We start from the raw sequence: 21294 nt of genomic DNA on the forward strand, positions 1-21294 counted from the left end.
TTGCGTAACTCTTAACCAAGCAGTTACGCAATTTTTGCTAGTTAGATTAGAATAATTAGCTTGTCGTTTAATAGGGGGATTTATTTTATGGATTTTCGTTGGGATATATTAGTTGAATACGCTCCATTTTTCCTAAAAGGAACACTTCTAACTATTGGGCTTTCCATCGCAAGTATTTTGATTGGTACTGTTCTTGGCTTATTTATCGGATTAGGAAAAATGATGAAAAATAGGCTCCTCGCTTGGCCGTTTACGATATACATTACTTTTTTTCGCGGGACACCTTTACTTGTTCAGATATTATTAATCCATTTTGCTGTTGTTCCTCTTTTTCTTGATGAAACCAGTCCCGTTTTAGCTGCTATTCTTACTCTATCATTAAATGCTGCCGCCTATATAGCTGAAATCTTTCGTGCGGGGATTCAATCGATTGATCGCGGGCAAATGGAGGCTGCCCGTTCATTAGGGATGAACCATGTACAATCCATGCGTTTTGTCATTCTGCCGCAAGCGTTTAAGCGAATGATTCCGCCGCTTGGCAATGAATTTATCGTTCTAATTAAAGAGTCATCATTAGCGGCTCTCATTGCAGCCCCTGAATTAATGTATTGGGGACGAGCTATGCAAGGACAATATTTCCGTGTATGGGAACCGTATCTTGCGGCAGCAGTTATTTATCTCGTGTTAACACTTTCTTTAAGCTTCCTGCTTACTCGTCTTGAACGGAGGTTGGCGACTGAATGATCCAGGTAAAGAATTTAAAAAAATCCTTTGGTAAAAATGAGGTTCTCAAGGACATTAACGTTACAGTTAAAAATAAAGAGGTAGTGGTTGTCATTGGTCCTTCAGGTTCCGGGAAATCGACGTTCCTTCGCTGCATTAACATGCTAGAAACCATTACTGGGGGGCATGTTTATATTGAAGGTGTCGACTTGACTGACAAGAATACCGATATAAATAAAGTACGGACAGAAGTGGGAATGGTTTTTCAGCAATTCAATCTATTCCCACATAAAACCGTGATTGAAAATATTATGCTTGCACCGATGAAAGTAAGAAATATTCCTAAGGATAAGGCCAAAGCTAAGGGGTTAGAGCTTTTACGTAAAGTCGGTTTAGAGGATAAGGCAGAAGCCTTTCCTGATTCCTTATCAGGCGGACAAAAACAGCGGGTTGCGATTGCAAGGGCGCTGGCAATGGAGCCGAAAATCATGCTTTTTGATGAACCGACGTCAGCGCTGGACCCTGAAATGGTCGGTGAGGTACTAGAGGTTATGAAGGACCTTGCAAAAGAAGGGATGACGATGGTAGTCGTGACTCATGAAATGGGCTTCGCGAAAGAAGTGGGCGACCGCGTTATTTTTATGGATGGCGGGTTAGTTATCGAAGAGAATATTCCAAGTGAATTATTTGATCATCCGAAAGAAGAACGGACAAAGGCTTTTTTAAGTAAAGTTTTATAACATAAAAGGAGGCTGAGGCCTCCTTTTTCTTCGTTTATTCAAGCTTAAATTTTTCAACAATCCGGTCCGCCATTAGCCGGTTTTGACACAGTTTAAATACTTGTCCTAGAAATTTTTCCACCTCAAGGGCCGAGGATGGCAGTTTAATTTGTATGGTTGTTGAGCCAAACATTTGCTTGAAATAAGCTTTTCTTTGATCATTTTTTCCGTCCCGTTTAAAAGGCTTATATGTCCAGATGAGATGTGGTGCTCCGTCTATTTCTTGAATTTGCCGTATCTCTGCACAGGTCGTTGAACGATCATGTGCATAAACGACTAAATAATAGTTGTCATTTTGATGCCAATCAATGAATACAAAGTAATAGCCAGTATCACTATCCGGCTTTGTAATCTCAAAAGCGGCGAGTGTAGGCTTCCCGTTTGTCCATTGATGAAACTTCAGCAAACGGCCGCCCGAAGTTTCAAGTTTTTGTATTTCATAGACTGCGGAAGCTGAGTTCTCCATAAAGTCAGCTAACAGTCTTGCTTGTTCTTTTTCCAATGAAGATTTCCCCTTAATGTATTTGAACTAATTATACGTTGTATTTAGATAAAAAGGAAAGACGTCTAAAAATAACCAAAATTTATTTTTATCCGGATAAGAAAGTGATATACTAAATTTATTGATTATTCTGAAAAAAGGAGGGTGTTATCAAAGTTGAATTTTTATAAAGAGGATTTGGCGTTTCAAGTCTTGCTTAAAGAGTTACTCGATCCATCCTTTTTCGAGTATGCAGACAAGGAGTTGACTGCCTTCGGTGAGAAATGTGCCACGGATATTGATTCACGGGCTAGGTTTACGGACCGGGAAGGACAGCCGCGCTTAAATAAATACGATGCTTATGGTGAAGATATTTCTGAAGTATGGGTGAATGAAGGTTATCGTAGAACGGTGGAAGATACCTATAATACCGGAATTGTCGGCTATGTTCATAAAGAAATCCCATCGCTCGGTGAGAAGGGGAATTATATTTACTCCTATGCCCAAGGCTATCTGCTCTCACAAACAGAACCAGGGTTTTACTGTCCAGTCACATTGTCAATGGCCACCGCTTATTTACTAAACCAGTATGCATCTGAAGAAATGAAGGAACGGTTTTTGCCGCATGTCCTCTCAACAGGAGAAGTTCCACTCTATGAGGGAGCGACATTCCTTACAGAGCGTCAGGGGGGCTCAGATGTCGGAGCGAATGAGACGAGAGCTGTGGAACATGGAGAGCATTTCAAGCTTTATGGTGAAAAGTACTTTGCCTCCAATGCCGGTATGTGCGGAGTGGCGATGGTCTTAGCACGGAAAGAAGGCGCGCCATCTGGGACGAAAGGGCTGACTTTATTTGCCGTACCATGGCGGGATCAAGATGGCAGGCTAAATGGAATCCGGATTCGCCGCTTAAAGGATAAACTCGGAGTCAGAGCTGTCCCTTCGGCTGAAGTGGAATTCGATGGTGCCAATGCTTTTGTGGTGGGAGATCCTTCGAAGGGTTTCTACTATATGATGGAAGCTCTTAATCTCTCAAGAGTGTGCAATGCCGTTGCCTCATTAGGAATTATGAGGAGGGCCTATCATGAAGCTAAGGAATATGCCCTTAGAAGGGATGCGTTCGGCAGTAAACTCTCTAACTATCCAATGGTCAAGGATACACTGACAAGGCTCGCTGTAAAGTTGGAAATTGAAACACGCACCGTTTTCACGTATCTTCCATTATTTGAACGGGTCCTGAACAGTCAAGCTAGTCAGAAAGAAGCCATTCTTCATCGCCTCTATATTGCTTTATTGAAAAAAGAAACGGCAGAACAAGCGATTCACTTTTCGCATGAAGCAATCGAAATGCACGGAGGCAATGGCTATATCGAAGATTTTGTGACTCCAAGATTGTTACGAGATGCCCAAGTCCTAACTGTCTGGGAAGGGACGGCCAATATTCTCGGGTTAGAGGTCCTGCGTTTAATGGAGAAGTTCAAAGCGGATGAACTGTTTTTAGATGAGATGAATCAGCGTTTACGGGGTGTCGCCCATTTGCCTTCTGAATGGACGTATTTAGTAGAAAATAAGTTGATTCAGTTACAGAACTTATCAAAATCTTTACGGACGGCATCGGCTGATCAAAAGACTTTTCATTCGAAAAAGGCGGCCGAACTTATGGTGAAAATTTTTGAAAGTATCGTGGCGCTTGAGCAGGCAGCAAGCGGTCATCCGCGCTCAGTCAAGGTAATGGAGATTTTTCTAGAGGAAACATGGAAATCCTCTTACTTGTTCAATGCAGAAATGAAAACAGTGAATTATTTTTCTGAGATTGTCTTGAATGCAAAGAGTGAGAAGACTGTGTCTGTTGGATGAGAATGACTTCTAGTAAGCTTGCCATTCATCTTTGGCAGGCTTATTTTTTGCTTCATTTATCTGGTTGTCTCCTATTATTATCCAGTAAATGTCGTAAATTTGGTAAAATATGTAATAAAAGTCCAGAAATATGTAATAACTTCCTAAAAATATGTAATAAGTATCATGAAATTTTCGCGATTTTCAATTATTATCCAGTTAAGGTCGGTATGTCCTGAAAAATATGTAATAAGTTCTACTTTGTCTCCAAAATGAAACACAACTGAAATCCTTTTAATAAATTGCTTTGGTAGAATCGTAATAATTGAGACTTAAAATCAGATAATCCGTCGAATAGTATAGAGAATAATTATGGCTCTTTTCCATATGAATGACAGAGAGTGTTGTAATTGGAGGGAAAGATATGACATTAGAGACGCAATTAAAACTGAAAACGTATTATAAAATGTTCATCAATGAACATGAAAATATTCATCCGATTGAGGTCCTTGGTGAACTGTTTCAAGAGGAAGCATCTAAGGATTTACCGAATCTATCATCGATTCGCTTTGCTCAGGGAGAAGTGTATTTTCATCACAAAGATTATGAAGCAGCCATTTTTAAATGGGAAAATATTATCAATGAGCTAGAACCATGGGCAAAGAAAAATACAGCTGATGCTTACTATCAGTTAGGCCTGTTATCAACTGCAGAAGATCTTTATTGTGCGATCACAAGTGATAATCTTACGTTAACGACTGAAGTTGCCTTACAGTTATTTTCGTTGTATATCGAGCGAGATAAGTTAGACCTCGCACTAGCAGTGATAAAAAAAACCATTGATACAAATCCAGATTATCCAAACGTGACGGAAATAGCTCGTAACTTTTTTGAAGAACAGCGAGATTGGAATCATGCCATTGAGCTGGCCGTAAACGAGGCCATTCGGACCGGGTCATTAGAGTGGTTTGATACGATCATTTCGTATGTGGAGAAGGGTGTAACTCGAAATCATGCGCCGAGTTATTTTTCCCAAGCTGTCCATTTTCTGTTTAGTCTAGATCAACGAAAATTCGAGCAGCTTATTTCCACTCTTTGGGACAGCTATGACAATGAAGAAACCTATTTTACTTGGATTAGGGAAATGAATCATTTGTTATTAAGCCTTGATATTCATCGAGATGACAACTTGGCCGAGCTTTCAGGCCTTCATAAAGAAGCGTTTTTCAGCTTTATCGATGGCAGGTATTTTATAAAAAGTCTCCAGGATTTTATTCCAGATTTTCTAACGAATTGGCTTCGTCTCGCTGACACTAAGAATGTCGTCCTTTCAGCGGCAGCCGTTCTCTCTTGGAATGAACTGTTTCCGGCGAGTTTAAGTATGTCAATTGTTAATGAGGCTGAGAAACTAATTAGTATTACCGAAACAGATATGGATGAACTTGAAGAGTGCCTGACACTCTTTGATGCTATTACGAATTGGGCCCAAGCCAATGAGATGGGTGAGAATAATCGGGTAAAATGGATTGTTCAGCAATTAGTGAATTTTGACACACAGCATCTTCTTATTACCGGGTTAAGCGGGAGCGGAAAATCGACGTTTGTTAATGCAATTCTTGGTGAAGACCTGCAGGATAGCCCGACTTCTTCACTGGTTTTGTTTAAAGACTCCGAAGATGAAGAAATCACAGAAATTACGGATCGAGAGATTACTAGTTTATCCGGCCTTTCTGATTTCAAAGAACGAATGGATCGCCGCCGTAACGCGATGGAATCTATCATTGAATTTAAGCGTCCAAATGCTTTCCTGAAGGAAAATAAGGTCACACTTATCGATACTCCAGGATTAAAAGGAAACTATAATGATTCTTATGAGGTGTTGAAGAATCTGCAATTGGCTGATACGGTTCTCTTCGTACTTGATGCAAATGCACCGTTTACAGATAAAGAACGGTCTGTTCTTGCAAAAATTCAAGAGTTAGCACCTGACATTCCCGTGCATTTTCTGCTCAGTAAGATGGACGCGATTGCAAATGAGCAAGATGCAATCAGTGTCTTTGATGAAACAAGGGCGAGGATTCAATCGTATATTCCGGATGCATCCGTGTTTGCCTTTTCATCGCAATATGAGAATCACAAGCAGTTAAAGGACTTACAAGAGTTTATCCATTCTATTAAAAATACAAGAAATATGGAAGATAAACGTTTGGCAAAGCTATTGTTCTATATTCGCACAACAATTGCCAGCCTGATGCAAAAACGGGTGGATGTCGAAAATCAATTGATCGAATCAGTCCGCTGGAATGAAGAAATGCTCCAGAAATTAACGGGTGCAATCAATCAACTGAAGGATACAGAAGTTCAAAAATCAAAAGCTGTGGTACAGTCTTACCGTTCCATCAAAAATACGGTTGCAAAAGACATTTCAGAGGCGGTTCCTAAAATGCTTCAAGAGTGTTCTGCCTTCATCAAAGAAGATAGTAATTTTAGCAAGATTCATATCGAGCTTAATGAAGTGATGAACAAGAAACTAGAAGAGTATTTAGACCAGACAGTGCTGCCTAAATATTACCGCTTATTGCAAGAATGGATTGATGAGTGCAAAGAGGAGTTTGTGCAGAGTCAGGATTTTCTAAATGAAATTGGCGAAAGTTTTAATCGTATGTATGGAGAAGACCGTCTCGTGCTTGATTGTGATTTTAAGGTAATTGACGATTGGCACCGCGACACCGACCGGATGACAAGCCGCTTTCAGTTGGAAACTGTTAACATCCTGCTGCGCAGAACCCCATCGCAATTTATACTGAAAAGCGCTGGGAAATTATTTGGGGCGATATCACAAAATAAAGCGCTGCTTTTTAATAAGTACAAAGCATTTGTGGAAAATGAAGATTATGTTGAAGCTATCTCTGCAGTGAATCAACAATTTTTCCAGCAATTTGAACTGTTTGAAAAGTCACTTGAGCGCGATGTAACCCTGTTTTTCAAAAGTCCAATGCAGTTGTTAAGTCAATCAGCAGAAGAGGCGCAAGCTGGAATACAGGCGAACCAAGAAATGCTTTCGAATATGAATGCTAACCCAGAGATGTTCCGTGATCCATTAACCCTGTTTGAGGTTAGATTGCGTCAGTTTGAGTGGATGACCGTTGCCGGAAAAGGCATGCAAACTGTTTATTAATAATTTAAAGAAGGAAGATGTCAAAGGGCATCTTCCTTTATTTATATAGAAAAAAATGTCGGACGAAAATCGGTTGCCCGAACGCCCATTAGATGGTAGCCTATTGGTAATCTGCTTTAAAGGAGGGAAAACAAGTGATTAAGGTAACCGGTACACAAACAGAAGCAAAGGTATTTTCAAACTATCCCCAAGAAACAGCCCTAGAGCAAATCCAAGAACTTTGTAATCAAGTGTTTTTAAAGGATACAAAGATTAGTATTATGCCAGATTATCATGCGGGAAAAGGCTGTGTCATTGGAACGACCATTCAACTAAAGGATAAGGTTGTTCCTAATCTAGTTGGTGTGGATGTCGGCTGCGGCGTATTAACCGTCAAGCTTCAGGATAAAAAGATGGATTTTAATAGACTAGATCAAGTAATCCGCACCTTTGTCCCAAGTGGACAGGAGATTCATTCAGATGAAACTGTCGGGTTTATTAACACGAGTTTTCCCGCCATTCAAGAATTCCGTGCAGAGCACATCTTAAGTGAAAATCGAAGCCGTTATAGCTTAGGGACACTAGGGGGCGGCAATCATTTTATAGAAGTTTCTGTTGATGCCGATGGATACCACTATTTAACGATTCATACTGGAAGCCGTTATGTAGGATCGAAGATAGCCACCTACTATCAAAAGGTAGCTATCTCAAAACTTCGTCAACAGGATCTTTCGGGACTTATTGACCAATTAAAGGCGGAAGGACGTCAAAAAGAAATCCAAGCCATGATCCAGGGTTATAAAGAAAAGAATCCAGTTATTCCAAATGATTTAGCGTATTTGGAAGGTGAGGATTTTCATAACTATATGCATGACATGAAGCTAGCGCAGGCTTTTGCAAAAGCAAACCGCGAAGAGATTGCGAGAGCGATTACGGAGAACATGGGATTTGAGGAACAGGACCGTTTCGATACCGTACACAATTATATTGACACCGAGAACCTAATTTTACGAAAAGGGGCAGTTTCTGCACAAAAAGGGGAGCGTCTTATCATTCCAATTAATATGAGAGACGGGTCGATTTTGGCAGTTGGTAAAGGGAATGATGACTGGAATTGCTCGGCACCGCATGGAGCAGGCCGCGTTTTGAGCCGGACAAAAGCGATGAAAACTCTCAATATGGATGATTTTCATAAAACCATGGAGGGCGTCTGGACAACGTCTGTTTCAGAGGAAACCTTAGATGAGGCGCCAATGGCCTATAAGCCCATGAATGAAATTTTAGAAAAGGTTGAAGAAACCGTGGAGATAGCCGGCTTTATTAAACCCATCTATAACTTTAAAGCCAGTGAAAAGTATACACCTGGAAAATATAAAAAATAATGGAACAAGAAAGGGTGCCTCAAGGTTGAGGCACCCTAATTTTTTAAATGGATAATGCGGGAAAAAGGAGTCTTTACATGTTAATAACCTTTCGAAAAATCTACAAGATTAATTGGTGGAACCTTACCAGAAAGATAGGCCTTTAAGTTAGGAATTAGGATATTTTCAATCACCCGCTGATTATAATGTTCGGTTGAACCAGATGTGTGTGGGGTAATAATCACATTTTCCATCTCCCATAATGGACTTTCATTGCTTAATGGTTCCGCTTCAAACACATCAAGTCCAGCTCCTGCAATTGTTCCTTCAGTTAGAGCTTGAATCAGGTCATTTTCTACCACAATCTCACCCCGGCCGATATTAATAAAAAATGCTGAAGCCTTCATTTGCTTAAATTGTTCCCTACCAAACATTTGATAAGTATCCTTTGTGAGCGGCGACGTAACCACTACATAATCACAAGCAGGAAGCAATTCACCTAATTGATTTGGAGTATACATTTCATCGACATTGCGAGCAGGCATTCCCGAGTGCCTGACACCAAGTACCTTCATGCCGAAGGCTTTCGCTATTTTTGCTGTTTCTCCCCCAATGGTTCCTACTCCAATGATCCCGATTGTTTTTCCGTGGATTTCTTGGCCCATATTTGCATGATGCCAAGTTTTTATCTGTTGATTTTTGACGTATGTATGGATTTTGCGTGTTAATCCCAGCATCAATGCAAAAATTGTTTCGGAGATGGGATAGGCATGAACGCCATTGGCACTAGTTAAGAAGAAATTTCTAGAATTTAATTCTTCAAGAGGTAAATAATCAATACCAGCACTCCATGATTGCAGCCACTTAAGTTTTGATTGTGTGTCCAGACAGTATTCATCCAACCCCTTACTCCAGCCAGCGATAATTTCCGCATCTTTAACATGTTCCTGCCAAATTTGCTTATCCTTGCCAACAATCAATTCCCAATCTGGAATGATATCTTTGATTTGCGAAATATGAGCTGAATCAATATTACGAGTGATAACCATTTTTTTCATCAATGAGAATACCTCCATTTCGACAATGTTTACTCTAGTTAATGATAACGGAAATCAAAATAAATGATAAGATTTTTGTTTCAATGTTTTTCCAGAAAGCTCGTATTCTTTTTCCAGTATCTGTGCTATTATTTAGTAATGCGAAGTAAATATAATTATGTGAATTAACTTGTTGGGATGAAGGGAGGGGACGGTTTGAAAGAGCGTTTGTGGACGAAGTCGTTTATCATGCTCATGGTGGGAAATCTTTTTGTATTTTTGTCATTTCAAATGCTCATTCCTACTCTGCCGCCATATATAAAATCAATAGGGGCTTCAGGGCTAGAGATTGGCTTAGTGACAGGATTATTTTCAATTGGCGCGGTGATAAGCCGGCCATTTATCGGCTTTTTGCTTGAATATAAGCCAAGAAAGTCGCTTGTTATAATAGGAGCATTGATGCTCTTCCTGGTCACAATTCTTTATCCTATTTCACAGATTGTTGTGGTTTTTCTGTTATTCCGCTTCGTCCATGGTCTTGCATGGGGGTGGTCAACAACAGTTAATGGAACCGCAGCGGTAGATGCAATCCCCAATTCGCGGCTGGGGGAAGGGATGGGTTACTTCGGGCTCTCCATGACCATTGCATACATTATTGCTCCTAGTCTAGGAATCTTCATTTACAATCTGACTACTTTTGGAAATCTTATTTTTATATCGGCGATATTAGGGGCTGTTTCAATTATCCTGCTTACAGCTGTACGCTATCAAACTCCTCAAGCAGTGATAAATACACGTAAAGAAGATTTGAAGTTTTCATATATCGGTTCTTCAGTTGAAAAATCAAGCTTGTTTCCAGCCTTTATCACCATTATTATCAATTTAGGATATGGTTCAGTTGTAACTTTTATTGTTATTTTTGGTGTAGAGCGCGGCATTGAACAAATCTTTTTGTTTTATATTTTCAACGCGATATTGGCAACATTGGGAAGACCATTTGCCGGAAGATGGTTTGATGAAAAAGGTCCCATCGGTCTTGTTTTGTTCTGTACATTCTCTACGTTTGTTGGGATGTGGGTCCTTTCATTTGCCCATTCCAACTTGCTTATCGCCATCTCGGGTGCCTTATTTGGTTTAGGATTTGGCTGCTTGATACCTACACTGCAATCTTGGGCATTACTCATGACCCCATCTCATCGACGAGGTGTGGCGAACGGGATGATTTTCTCATCCATTGATTTGGGCTTGGGTTTAAGCGGGATTATTTTTGGTGTGGCAGCCCAATTTGTTAGTACAGCATCCATTTTTCGGATTGCGAGTCTTTTTCTCCTAGCGGCCATCGTCTTAGTTATATTCATGGAAAGAAAGAAGCAATCTGGCTTACGAGCAGACGTTGTGGCAAAGAAAAAGGTCAGGGCCTCATTTTAATGAGGACTGACCTTTTATTATTTTTATAGATTCTCTTTTCTTCTAAATAAAGTAGTACATGTACAGGATTTGCACACTTTGCAGGCGTATCTGTCCAAACAACAAACATTAATGCGGTTAACTTTTGCACATGTGGCTAGAAACCCGCTTTGGCACAATACTTGCAAAATAATAAAATATTATTCTTTTTAGGGGGGTACTATATGCAAATCAATACATGTCGGGCCATCGTTACAGGAGGGGCTTCAGGGCTGGGAGAGGCGACGATTCGAAAAATTGTTCAAAATGGAGGAAAGGCAGTTATTTTTGATCAATCTGAGGAAAATGGTGTACGGCTCCAAAATGAATTAGGGGAAGCCGTATTGTTTATAAAGGCTGATGTCACGAAAGAAGAGGACATTCAAGAGGCTGTTCATCAAGCAGCGGATTATATGGGCAGTGTAAATACTGTGGTGAACTGTGCTGGAATTGGTATGGCGGAGAAGGTGATTGGCAGAAATGGTGTACATAATCTTTCACTTTTTTCAAAAGTCATTCATGTAAATTTAATCGGTTCATTTAATGTAATTCGGATTGCGGCGGAAGTAATGGCCGGTAATGAGGTGAATGAACAAGGTGAAAGAGGTGTGATTATTAATACTGCATCCATTGCCGCCTTTGACGGGCAAATTGGCCAGGCAGCTTACAGTGCTTCTAAAGGTGGAATTGTCGGAATGACCCTGCCAATCGCAAGAGAGCTGGCTCGCTATGGGATTCGAGTCATGACGATTGCTCCTGGTTTATTCCACACACCGATGTTTGATACCCTGCCGGAAGAAGCGAAAGATTCGCTCGGAAAAATGGTGCCATTCCCATCAAGGTTAGGATATCCAAGTGAATACGCGCAGCTCGTTCAAAGCATCGTCGAAAATCCGATGTTAAATGGAGAAACAATCCGGCTGGATGGGGCAATAAGAATGCAGCCCAAATAAATGTTGGTAACGAGGGGAATTCCAATCGGAATCCCCTTTCATTCATCAACCTCCAAAGAATAGGTCAATGATATTTGAAGCAGTGGATGTTTTTTTGTTGTAAAACTCTGAGTATCCACAGTTCTTGCAAAAGACAACCGTAAATGTATTGTGTTGGAGATCAAACATCTTTGATAGACCCGTCCCTGTCATGGCTACATCTTTTGTTCCAGTATCTTTGCTGCCACATTTAATACAGCCTTTTTGGCTCATAATCTCACTCCTCAAATAAATTCCTCTTATTTATTTACGACTCACGAGCCTAAAAGTTTCCATTAAAAATAGATATTATTTAAATATTCAAAAATATCTCTTGCTTTTGTTACAATAAAGATATGAAGAAAAGGGGGGATGACATGGTCCAATTTAACGAGTTGATTACGTCTGTCGACTGCATGGTTACCGAGGATACAACACTATGTGAAGCTATCCGTTTAATGAATAACAAGAAGTGGAACTTGCTTCCAGTTATAGACACGAATGGAAAACTAGCTGGCGTCTTTACGCGAAGCGGATTATTTCAAATGGTTCTAGAAGAGGTGCCCCTATCCACCCCTATCAAAACTTATATTAAAGAACAAGTTGAAACACTGCCAATTGACACTCCCTATGAAAGTATCGAAAAAATCGTAAAAAACAGCCAGGTGGGCACCGGAGTAGTTGTGGATCATCAGAACCATGTTGTAGGAATCCTCACAAAAACAGATATGGTCATGTCCCTGCTGCAAACCTCACAAGAATTAAACACAGTAAAAACCTTAAAAAGGACATTAGAAACTGCTTTAGACCATGCTTACGACGGAATTGTCATGACGGATGAAAAGAAAAACATCCAGATGGTCAGTCCTCCTCTACTCGAATTATTTAATCTTAAACTTGAATCCGTTCTCTACAAATCAGTTGCCAAAGTATTGCCGGCACTTCATCTCGACAATGTCTATCAAACTGAAACAGCTGAAGTCAGTGGATTTCTAGAGGTTAATGGCATTAAATATATGGTCCATCGAATACCTATCTTAGAGGATGGAAAAGTCATAGGAGCGATTGGGAAAATAGTATTCAGACAATTAAAAGAGGTCAGTGAATTATTTAAAAAGCTACAGAAAGCGGAAAATAAGGCGAGCTTTTACCATCAGCAATTTCAAAAGTCGGAGTCTGCTAGATATACCTGGGAGCACCTTTTAACAGTTGATCCCTATATGGAAAAGCTGAAGAAAAGTGCGGCCAAAGCAGCAAAGGGCAGGTCTACTATTCTTATTCGTGGAGAAAGTGGCACGGGTAAAGAGTTGTTTGCACAAGCGATTCATAATAGTAGTGCAAGAAGTACAGGAAAGTTTATTGTCGTAAATTGTGCAGCAATTCCAGAAGAATTGTTAGAATCGGAGTTTTTTGGTTATGACCAAGGTGCCTTTACAGGTGCAAGGCAAAAAGGCAAACTTGGAAAGTTTGATTTGGCTAATGGGGGAACCTTATTTCTTGATGAGGTTGGCGATATGTCTCTCTCATTACAAGCCAAACTGCTCCGCGTGCTTCAAGAACGTGAATTCTATCGGGTTGGTGGAACGGTAAGAATTCAAGTGGATGTCCGTATCATTGCTGCCACCAATCGGAACCTGGAAGAAATGGTCAAAGAGGGCCTGTTTCGAGAGGATTTATATTATCGTCTCAATGTCATTTCATTATTTGTCCCGCCACTTCGCGATCGACTGTATGATACAGATCATTTAATTGAGCGGTTTATGATTGAATTAAATCAAATTTTAGGCACCAGCATTACGGGAATGGATTACAGGGCAAGAGAAGCAATGCTAAGTTATCCGTGGCCAGGAAATGTTCGCGAACTACGGAACGTGATGGAACGGGCTATGACCTTTGCTGAAAATGGGAAAATCATGCTAGAGGATCTTCCTGATTATTTAGTGAAGCAGGTCTCTATGATAGATCCTTCTCAAAATATATCATTAGTTGAAAACGCTGAACTTGAAGCAATTAAAATGGCACTCGTCCAGGTCCAAGGAAATAAGGTTCAAGCCGCCAGATTACTAGGAATTAGCCGATCTGGTTTATATGAAAAAATAAAAAAATATAAACTGCCAACATAGGAAGAAGAGTGTCCAGAAAATGGACGGTAAATTGTCCACTGTGTTTGGAAGATACCCATCTCGTTATGGGAATTTGACGCTTGTTCAGGACTACAGAACTACAACATGATTTCTAGTATATTGGCATAAATATTGCATAAATACTAGAGTAGTCATTTAAAAGGGGGATTCATTTATGAATATCGGAAGCTTACTAGCCCAAAATGCCCGCAAGTTCCCTGAATTACTAGCGATTGAATGTGAGGGGCGAAGTTATACATATCGCCAATTTAATGAGGAAGTAAATCAACTTGCTAACGGCCTATTGAAGCAGGGGGTCAATAAAGGAGATAAACTAGCATTGATGATGAAGAATTCGGATCACTTTGTATTTACCTTTTTTGCTGCTGCAAAAATTGGTGCCATTGCCGTCCCGATTAACTTCCGCCTCACTGCTTCTGAGGTTCAATACATTTTAGACCAATCCGATACGTCTTTAGTTGTGTGTGATAAGGAGTTCGAACCTATCATTGCGGCGGCAAAACAAGACACGGATGTGCGGTTAGTCATTACGGTCGGGGAACCAGAAATAACAGGCAACTATTCTTATCAAGGAATTTTATCGGAAAACGACATGGAACCGGATGTGGAAGTTTCTGAGCAAGACGATTTAGAAATCTTGTACACTTCGGGGACAACAGGACGTCCGAAAGGTGCCCTGTTTGATCATAGTCAAATTTTTAAAGTAGGAATTGCTGTCGTTATCAACATGGGGATTAGGCAACATGAACGAATTCTCCATCTCGCTCCACTTTTTCACTCAGCCCAATTAAACCTATTTCTTATTTCAGGTGTAGCACTTGGTGCCACACATATTATCCATCGAGATTTTCATCCAGTCAAAACACTCCAAGCGATTCAAGAACATAAAATCACCCACCTTTTTGCCGTTCCAGCTATGTATAATTTTCTTCTTCAAGTACCCAATGCAGCGGATTATGATTTATCTTCTATAAAGAGAGTCGGCTACGGGGCCGCGCCAATGGCACCGGAACTGGTCAAAAAGAGTATTCAACTCTTTAAAACCGAGCAGTTTTATAACTTGTGCGGCTTGACAGAGGCGGGTCCAGGCGGAATTCTCCTCGATCCGGAAGGTCACAAACTCCATCTTGGTAAAGGTGGGAAACCCATTTTCTTAACAGAAACAAGGGTTATCAATGAAGAAGGCAAGGATGTATTGCCTGGAGTGATTGGCGAATTTATCGTTCGCAGTGACATGGTGATGAAGGAGTATTATAAAAAAACGGAGGAAACGAAGAGTACGTTGAAAAATGGCTGGCTCTATACCGGAGACTTAGCGACGATTGATGAAGAAGGGTATATCACGTTAGTCGATCGTAAAAAAGACATGATTATCTCAGGTGGTGAAAATGTATACTCTGTTGAAGTGGAATCGGTTCTTTTTGAACATCCAAATGTCCTCGACGCTGCCATTATAGGCTTGCCTGATGAGGTATGGGGGGAGGCAGTCTGTGCCATTATTGTTCCGAAGGAAGGTACAGAAATTGATGAACTGGAATTAAAGAGTTTCTGCCGTCAAAAATTAGCAGGCTATAAGGTTCCTAGGCGGATCTTTATCGAAAAGGAGCTGCCGCGGAACGCGTCTGGGAAAGTCCTAAAATATCAACTGCGTGAGAGGATGAGAAATGTAACGATTTAGAGGTATAAGAGGAAAATTATTCCAATTATTGTATAAATTCATCCGTGATTTGTAAAATAACCCCGAGTTTACGTCTAATAAAGCATAATTATGTAAAAAAGTCTAAGTTTACGTAAAAATATTGTAATTTCCTCAAAAAACCCGGAGTACTTTTTATAAAAATGTAAACGCTATCAATCGGAAAGAGAGGTATTTTTATATGAAACATCCCTACTTAAATGAAGATCATGAAATATTTCGTAAGTCATTGCGAAAGTTTTTGGACAAAGAAGCATATCCCATGTATCAGAAGTGGGAGGAGGACCGGATGATTCCGCGCTCTTTCTGGAAGAAGATGGGCGAACAGGGGTTTCTTTGCCCTGATATCGATGAAAAGTACGGCGGCAGTGAGGTCGACTGGGGATTCGCGGTGGTCATTAATGAAGAGCTGGAACGGGTGGGATCAGGGTTAGTTGGAATAGGACTCCATAATGATATTGTCGTCCCCTACATTACTTCTTATGGGACAGAAGAACAAAAGCAGCGCTGGCTCCCGAAATGTGTGACAGGTGAAGTCATTACCGCGATTGCCATGACGGAACCAGGCACAGGCTCTGATCTAGCAAACATCAAAACAACGGCCAAACTTGACGGTGACCATTATATTGTGAATGGCCAAAAGACGTTCATTACCAATGGAATCCAATCTGATCTAATTGTTGTCGCCGTTAAAACGGACCTAAATGCAGTGCCAATGCATAAAGGGGTTAGTCTCCTCGTCATTGAAAGAGGTGCACCCGGATTTTCACGAGGGAGAAAGTTAAACAAAGTCGGCCTCCATTCCCAGGATACAGCGGAATTAATCTTTGAAGATTGCCGTGTCCCGAAGGAAAACCTTCTCGGAGAGGAAGGCAAAGGATTTCTTTATTTAATGGAAAAACTCCAACAGGAAAGACTCCTTGTCGCGATTGGAGCGCAAACGGCGTCGGAAGTAATGCTGAAAATGACGATTGACTATGTAAAAAGCAGGGAAGCGTTTGGAAAACCGGTCAGCCAATTCCAAAACACCCAATTTAAAATTGTGGAAATGGCTACAGAAATTGAAATGGGCAGAGCCTTTTTGGATCAGTTAATAGCAGAGCATATTGGAGGGAAAAACGTTGTTACCAAAGTCTCAATGGCTAAATGGAAACTAACCGAAACCGCAAAAAGAGTTGCCGCAGAATGCATGCAGCTTCATGGCGGTTATGGATATATGGAAGAATACGAGATTGCGAGAAGATTCCGTGATATACCCGTTTCTAGCATTTACGCTGGAACTAACGAAATAATGAAAACCATTATTGCCAAAAATCTAGGATTATAGAGAGGAAGATTAAGATGCGTGAAGTAGTAATTGTGGAAGGTGTCCGTACACCAGTTGGAAGAAGAAATGGCGTCCTAAAAGATATCCGTCCGGATGATTTATCCGGGTTAACGTTAAAGGAACTAGTTAATCGAGCGGGGATCGACCCGGCTCTTGTAGATGATGTCATTTGGGGATGTGTGACCCAAGCGGGTGAGCAAGCAGGTGACATTGCCAGAGTGGCTGCGTTAATCGCCGGCTTCCCGATTGAAGTCCCGGGAACAACCATTGACCGCCAATGTGGCTCAAGTCAACAGGCCGTACATTTTGCTGCACAAGCAATCTTGGCCGGTGATATGGACGTGGTAATAGCCGGGGGTGTGGAAAGCATGTCGCGTGTTCCAATGGGTTCCAACTACAAAGGGGCTGAGGAGCCTTTTAGTCCTAATTTAAGGTCGAAGTATGAAATGATCCATCAAGGACTATCAGCCGAGCGGATATCAGAAAAATATGGGTTTACCCGTGAGGTACTTGATCGATTTTCCCTCGAAAGCCATCAAAAAGCACTAAAGGCACAGGAAGAAGGGCATTTTTCAAGGGAGATTTTCCCGATTGAGGTAAAGCTTCCAGATGGAACCTCCACCGTTATCAAGGATGATTCTGGTCCGAGAAAAGGAACATCTTTAGAGGCATTGGCTGGACTTCGTACCTCTTTTAAAGAAGATGGCGTGATTCATGCCGGTAATTCAAGCCAAATAAGTGACGGGGCAGCGGCGGTCCTGCTCATGTCCCGTGAGAAAGCAGACGAACTTGGATTGAAACCGCGCTTTCGTGTTCACACACGCGTGGTGGTCGGTTCAGATCCCACTTTGATGCTGACAGGACCGATTCCAGCTACACAAAAGGCACTAGAAAAGTCCGGCTTATCCATTGATGATATTGATGTGTTTGAAGTTAATGAAGCTTTCGCCCCTGTTCCACTTGCTTGGCTGAAAGAGACAGGTGCAGACCCTGCGAAACTAAATCCCAATGGCGGTGCGATAGCCCTCGGACATCCATTAGGAGGTAGCGGTGCACGTCTAATGGTGACGATGATGCATGAATTGGAGCGAACTGGCGGGCGCTACGGATTGCAAACTATGTGTGAAGGTCATGGGATGGCCAATGCCACGATTATTGAGCGTTTAGTTTAAGCATTATGCAGATTCGCTGATAGAACAGGGGAATTCGCCGATTGGAGAGGAAAATTCGCCGATTGACCAGTAAAATAGCTGAAAAACCAAAATAAATTCGGTAACGGAGGCAATTCAATGACGACAACGATTGGTAAAATCTTTGATTTGACGGTGAAAAAGTATCCGAACAAACAAGCTATTTACGATGTTAGGAAAAATGTCCGCTATACGTATAGGGAATGGAGCGAGCAGGTGAATCGACTCGCGAATGCCCTCTTAAAAGAAGGGGTGCAAAAAGGCGACCGTGTCTCTACCTTCATGTTTAATACCGAAGAATTAGGGACAGCTTTTTTCGCTTGTGCAAAAATCGGTGCTATCTTCAATCCGATTAATTTCCGCTTACCGTCAGAAGAAGTTGCCTATATTCTTTCAGATGCTACTCCAAAGGCCGTTATTTTTGAAAAGGCCTTAGAGCCTGTCATATCAGCGATTGCCAATCGCTTTGAGAAAACCTCCTTTTGGTTTATTGATGAACAAGCACCAAAGTACGCACAAAGCTACCAGGAAAAACTGGCCGCCTCTTCATCCGAAGACATTCATGCGGACGTGAAAGAAACCGATCTTTATGCCTTTATTTATACGAGCGGGACAACGGGAAGGCCAAAAGGAGTCATGCATACCCACCGTAATATGGTCGATCAAAGTGTATTCTGTATTGCATCATGCAAACTTAGAGCAGAAGATGTAGGTCTTGTTACTGCACCGATGTTCCACTGTGCTGAACTACATTGTGCCTTTCTGCCAAGGATTCATGCAGGAGCAAGCAATGTCATTCTGCATCAATTCAATCCAAAAGCAATCCTTCCATTAATTGAAAGAGAAAAAATCACAAAATTCTTTGCAGCACCAACCATGTGGAATATGCTCCTTCAAGAGGACCTAAGTCAGTATGACCTGTCCAGTCTCCAGCTTGGATTATATGGTGCAGCACCCATGGCACCAGCACTTGTTCATGCGCTCCATGACAATCTAGGAATCTCATTGATTCAGGCCTATGGAATGACTGAAATGGGCCCCGCTATCACCTTCCTATCGGAGACTGATCAACTGAGGAAAGCAGGTTCAGCAGGGCAAGCAGCTTTAAGCCATGATATTCGGGTAGTTCGAACAAGAGAAGACGGTCCATCCGATCCTGATGATGTTGTACCAGTCGGTGAAACCGGTGAGATTATTGTGCAAGGACCATGTATGATGGCGGGGTATTTTAACAAGGAAGAAGCGACGGAGAAAGCATTGTATAAAGGATGGTACCATTCCGGAGATATCGGTTATCTTGATGACGAGGGGTATCTTTATGTCAATGACCGTGTCGATGACATGATTATAAGCGGCGGTGAAAATATTTATCCAAGGGAAGTGGAGGACGTTTTACATGCCCACACTGGTGTCCTGGATGTGGCAATTGTTGGCCAGCCGAATGACCGCTGGGGCGAGACGGTTACGGCGTTTGTTGTCAAAAAAGATCCAAAGGTTACGGAGCAGGAACTGGATGAATACTGCAAAAACTCAGACCAGCTCGCGAATTATAAACGTCCGCGAAAATATGTATTTTGTGAGGCTTTGCAAAGAAATGCCAGTGGTAAGATAATGAAATTCGTTTTAAGAAAACAATTGGAGGAGCTTTATACTCCAGGCACTACAAATTCGTAAAAGAGGGTCCTTACTATGTTAAAAGGTATTAAAGTTATTGATTTTACGAACTACTTGCCAGGTCCTTTCGCCACATTACGTCTTGCTGAACTGGGTGCAGATATCATTAAAGTGGAGCCGCCCGAAGGGGATCCTGCACGGCATACAGGGATTCCAAAACAGCGGGACGGCTTCGTTTTTCTAGCTAACAACCGTCAGAAGAAAAGTATCATCCTAAACTTAAAGGAAAAAGAGGGATACGACACCGCTTGTAAATTAATCTCTCAAGCCGATGTCGTCATCGAAAGCTTCAGACCAGGGGTAATGGAGAAGCTTGGTTTAGGATATGAGGCGGTTCAAAAAGTAAAGCCGGATATTATCTACTGCTCGATATCTGGCTATGGACAGAGAGGGTTATTAAGTAAACTGGGTAATCATGACATCAATTATATGGCGTTAAGTGGAGTATTGTCCCAGTTCAAGGACAAAGCCGGCAAACCTGTCCATCCATCGATCACTTTAGGAGATTATTTAGGCGGTTATGCTGCCAATGAACGGATTTTAGCCGGACTTGTTTCGAGAACTTTAACCGGAAAAGGAAGCTATCATTCTATCTCTATTACAGACCAACTTGTGTCGTTATTAGGGAACCATGTGATGGTTGAAAAAGAAACTGGGGCAGAAACAGGCATTAATGTTCTTAACGGAAGCATTGTTTCTTATGCATTATATGAAACAAGTGATGAGAGGTTTATGAGCATTGGCGCGCTCGAACCAAAGTTTTGGTCTAATTTTTGCCGGGCCCATGGTCGTGAAGAATGGATTGGAGAACATTTTTCTGCCGCAGAAGATGGTAACCCTGTTTTTCAGGAACTCACTCAGCTATTTAAAAGGAAAACCTTCTATGAGTGGATTGAATTCTCCCAAAAGGTCGACTGCTGCATGACCCCTGTTCTTGAAATAGGGGAATTAAGCACTAACCCCTACTTCCAAGAAAAAGAACTCGTCTTTGCTTCATCCTGGGGAGACTATCAGGTAAAGATGCACAGTGACCTAGAGCAGGAATCCATTGCCCCGCCTCCGCAAAAGAACGAACATAAGGACGAAATCTTGAGGAATATCTTAATTTAAAAATAAAAATTGACTGCCAAGGGGAATTTTGGCAGTCTTTCTTGTTAATAGTGGTAATAGTCAATACAATATAAAAATAGAAATGTATAATAATGGTATAAATATAATTAGTAGGGGGAGATTTACGTGATGGAAGGTACGAATTTTTTTGGACTGTTTGCTATAATTCCAATTTTATTGTATTTAGCTATTCTGGGCTTTAGTATTTATTTCATTATCCGAACAATAAGGTTCATGAATGAAAAAACTAAATTAGACCAACAAAGAAATGAGAAGTTGGATTTATTGATAGATGCCATAAAAGAGGGTAAGACTGAAAAATAAACCAACCATAAAAAATGCGCTTAGAAACCTAAGCGTTA

General features: G+C 41.2%; 17 protein-coding genes. 14 read left to right on the forward strand and 3 right to left on the reverse strand.

Features of this window, described 5'->3' with window-relative positions; genetic code table 11:
* Positions 1-87 precede the first annotated feature (87 nt).
* Both AC4QJR_RS04905 and AC4QJR_RS04910 read left to right on the forward strand, forming a co-directional pair.
* Complete coding sequence (locus tag AC4QJR_RS04905) at positions 88-744, forward strand: amino acid ABC transporter permease (RefSeq protein ID WP_098575775.1); 657 nt, start codon at positions 88-90, stop codon at positions 742-744.
* Positions 741-1463 (forward strand): amino acid ABC transporter ATP-binding protein, encoded by a 723-nt coding sequence (locus AC4QJR_RS04910; protein ID WP_496525495.1) that lies wholly within the window; start codon positions 741-743, stop codon positions 1461-1463. Before AC4QJR_RS04905 ends, AC4QJR_RS04910 begins: the two co-directional genes overlap by 4 nt.
* A 34-nt stretch (positions 1464-1497) precedes the next feature.
* Here AC4QJR_RS04910 and AC4QJR_RS04915 read toward each other — a convergent pair whose 3' ends face one another.
* Complete coding sequence (locus AC4QJR_RS04915; RefSeq protein ID WP_098575773.1) at positions 1498-2004, reverse strand: hypothetical protein; 507 nt, start codon at positions 2002-2004, stop codon at positions 1498-1500.
* Between the two features lie 156 nt (positions 2005-2160).
* Here AC4QJR_RS04915 and AC4QJR_RS04920 point away from each other — a divergent pair, with 156 nt between their 5' ends.
* The 3 genes from AC4QJR_RS04920 (at position 2161) to AC4QJR_RS04930 (ending at position 8358) form a co-directional block, all read left to right on the forward strand.
* Positions 2161-3840 carry an acyl-CoA dehydrogenase family protein gene (locus AC4QJR_RS04920; protein ID WP_496525496.1) on the forward strand — a complete coding sequence of 560 codons (1680 nt, stop codon included), beginning with the start codon at positions 2161-2163 and terminating at the stop codon, positions 3838-3840.
* 403 nt (positions 3841-4243) lie between these two features.
* Positions 4244-6997 (forward strand): dynamin family protein, encoded by a 2754-nt coding sequence (locus AC4QJR_RS04925; protein WP_496525497.1) that lies wholly within the window; start codon positions 4244-4246, stop codon positions 6995-6997.
* Between the two features lie 134 nt (positions 6998-7131).
* Positions 7132-8358: an RtcB family protein gene (locus AC4QJR_RS04930; protein WP_496525498.1), complete on the forward strand. Its 1227-nt coding sequence runs from the start codon at positions 7132-7134 to the stop codon at positions 8356-8358.
* Positions 8359-8438: 80 nt separating this feature from the next.
* Here the strand turns inward: AC4QJR_RS04930 and AC4QJR_RS04935 are convergent, their stop codons facing one another.
* Complete coding sequence (locus AC4QJR_RS04935) at positions 8439-9395, reverse strand: D-2-hydroxyacid dehydrogenase (protein ID WP_496526621.1); 957 nt, start codon at positions 9393-9395, stop codon at positions 8439-8441.
* A gap of 195 nt (positions 9396-9590) precedes the next feature.
* Between AC4QJR_RS04935 and AC4QJR_RS04940 the strand changes: the two genes are divergently transcribed.
* Both AC4QJR_RS04940 and AC4QJR_RS04945 read left to right on the forward strand, forming a co-directional pair.
* Positions 9591-10802: an MFS transporter gene (locus AC4QJR_RS04940; protein ID WP_496525499.1), complete on the forward strand. Its 1212-nt coding sequence runs from the start codon at positions 9591-9593 to the stop codon at positions 10800-10802.
* A 203-nt stretch (positions 10803-11005) separates the two neighbouring features.
* On the forward strand, positions 11006-11773 hold the full coding sequence (locus AC4QJR_RS04945; RefSeq protein WP_496525500.1) for a 3-hydroxyacyl-CoA dehydrogenase: 768 nt from the start codon (positions 11006-11008) through the stop codon (positions 11771-11773).
* Between the two features lie 45 nt (positions 11774-11818).
* Here the strand turns inward: AC4QJR_RS04945 and AC4QJR_RS04950 are convergent, their stop codons facing one another.
* Complete coding sequence (locus AC4QJR_RS04950; protein WP_375376211.1) at positions 11819-12025, reverse strand: zinc ribbon domain-containing protein; 207 nt, start codon at positions 12023-12025, stop codon at positions 11819-11821.
* A 143-nt stretch (positions 12026-12168) separates the two neighbouring features.
* Here AC4QJR_RS04950 and AC4QJR_RS04955 point away from each other — a divergent pair, with 143 nt between their 5' ends.
* From AC4QJR_RS04955 to AC4QJR_RS04985, 7 genes are all read left to right on the forward strand, one after another.
* The gene (locus tag AC4QJR_RS04955; RefSeq protein WP_496525501.1) at positions 12169-13914 is read left to right on the forward strand and encodes a sigma 54-interacting transcriptional regulator; all 1746 of its coding nucleotides are present in this window, start codon (positions 12169-12171) and stop codon (positions 13912-13914) included.
* Positions 13915-14089: 175 nt separating this feature from the next.
* Complete coding sequence (locus AC4QJR_RS04960; RefSeq protein WP_496525502.1) at positions 14090-15613, forward strand: long-chain-fatty-acid--CoA ligase; 1524 nt, start codon at positions 14090-14092, stop codon at positions 15611-15613.
* Positions 15614-15812: 199 nt separating this feature from the next.
* Positions 15813-16958: an acyl-CoA dehydrogenase family protein gene (locus AC4QJR_RS04965; RefSeq protein ID WP_496525503.1), complete on the forward strand. Its 1146-nt coding sequence runs from the start codon at positions 15813-15815 to the stop codon at positions 16956-16958.
* Between the two features lie 14 nt (positions 16959-16972).
* A complete protein-coding gene (locus AC4QJR_RS04970; RefSeq protein WP_496525504.1) occupies positions 16973-18130 on the forward strand; it encodes a thiolase family protein in 1158 nt (385 codons plus the stop codon).
* A gap of 117 nt (positions 18131-18247) precedes the next feature.
* A complete protein-coding gene (locus AC4QJR_RS04975) occupies positions 18248-19822 on the forward strand; it encodes a fatty acid--CoA ligase (RefSeq protein WP_496525505.1) in 1575 nt (524 codons plus the stop codon).
* A gap of 15 nt (positions 19823-19837) precedes the next feature.
* Positions 19838-20932, forward strand: a complete 1095-nt coding sequence (locus AC4QJR_RS04980) for a CaiB/BaiF CoA transferase family protein (protein WP_496525506.1) — start codon at positions 19838-19840, stop codon at positions 20930-20932.
* 126 nt (positions 20933-21058) lie between these two features.
* Positions 21059-21256 carry a hypothetical protein gene (locus AC4QJR_RS04985; protein WP_496525507.1) on the forward strand — a complete coding sequence of 66 codons (198 nt, stop codon included), beginning with the start codon at positions 21059-21061 and terminating at the stop codon, positions 21254-21256.
* Positions 21257-21294 lie beyond the last annotated feature (38 nt).

The sequence above is a fragment of the Neobacillus sp. BP17 genome, from assembly GCF_059579525.1.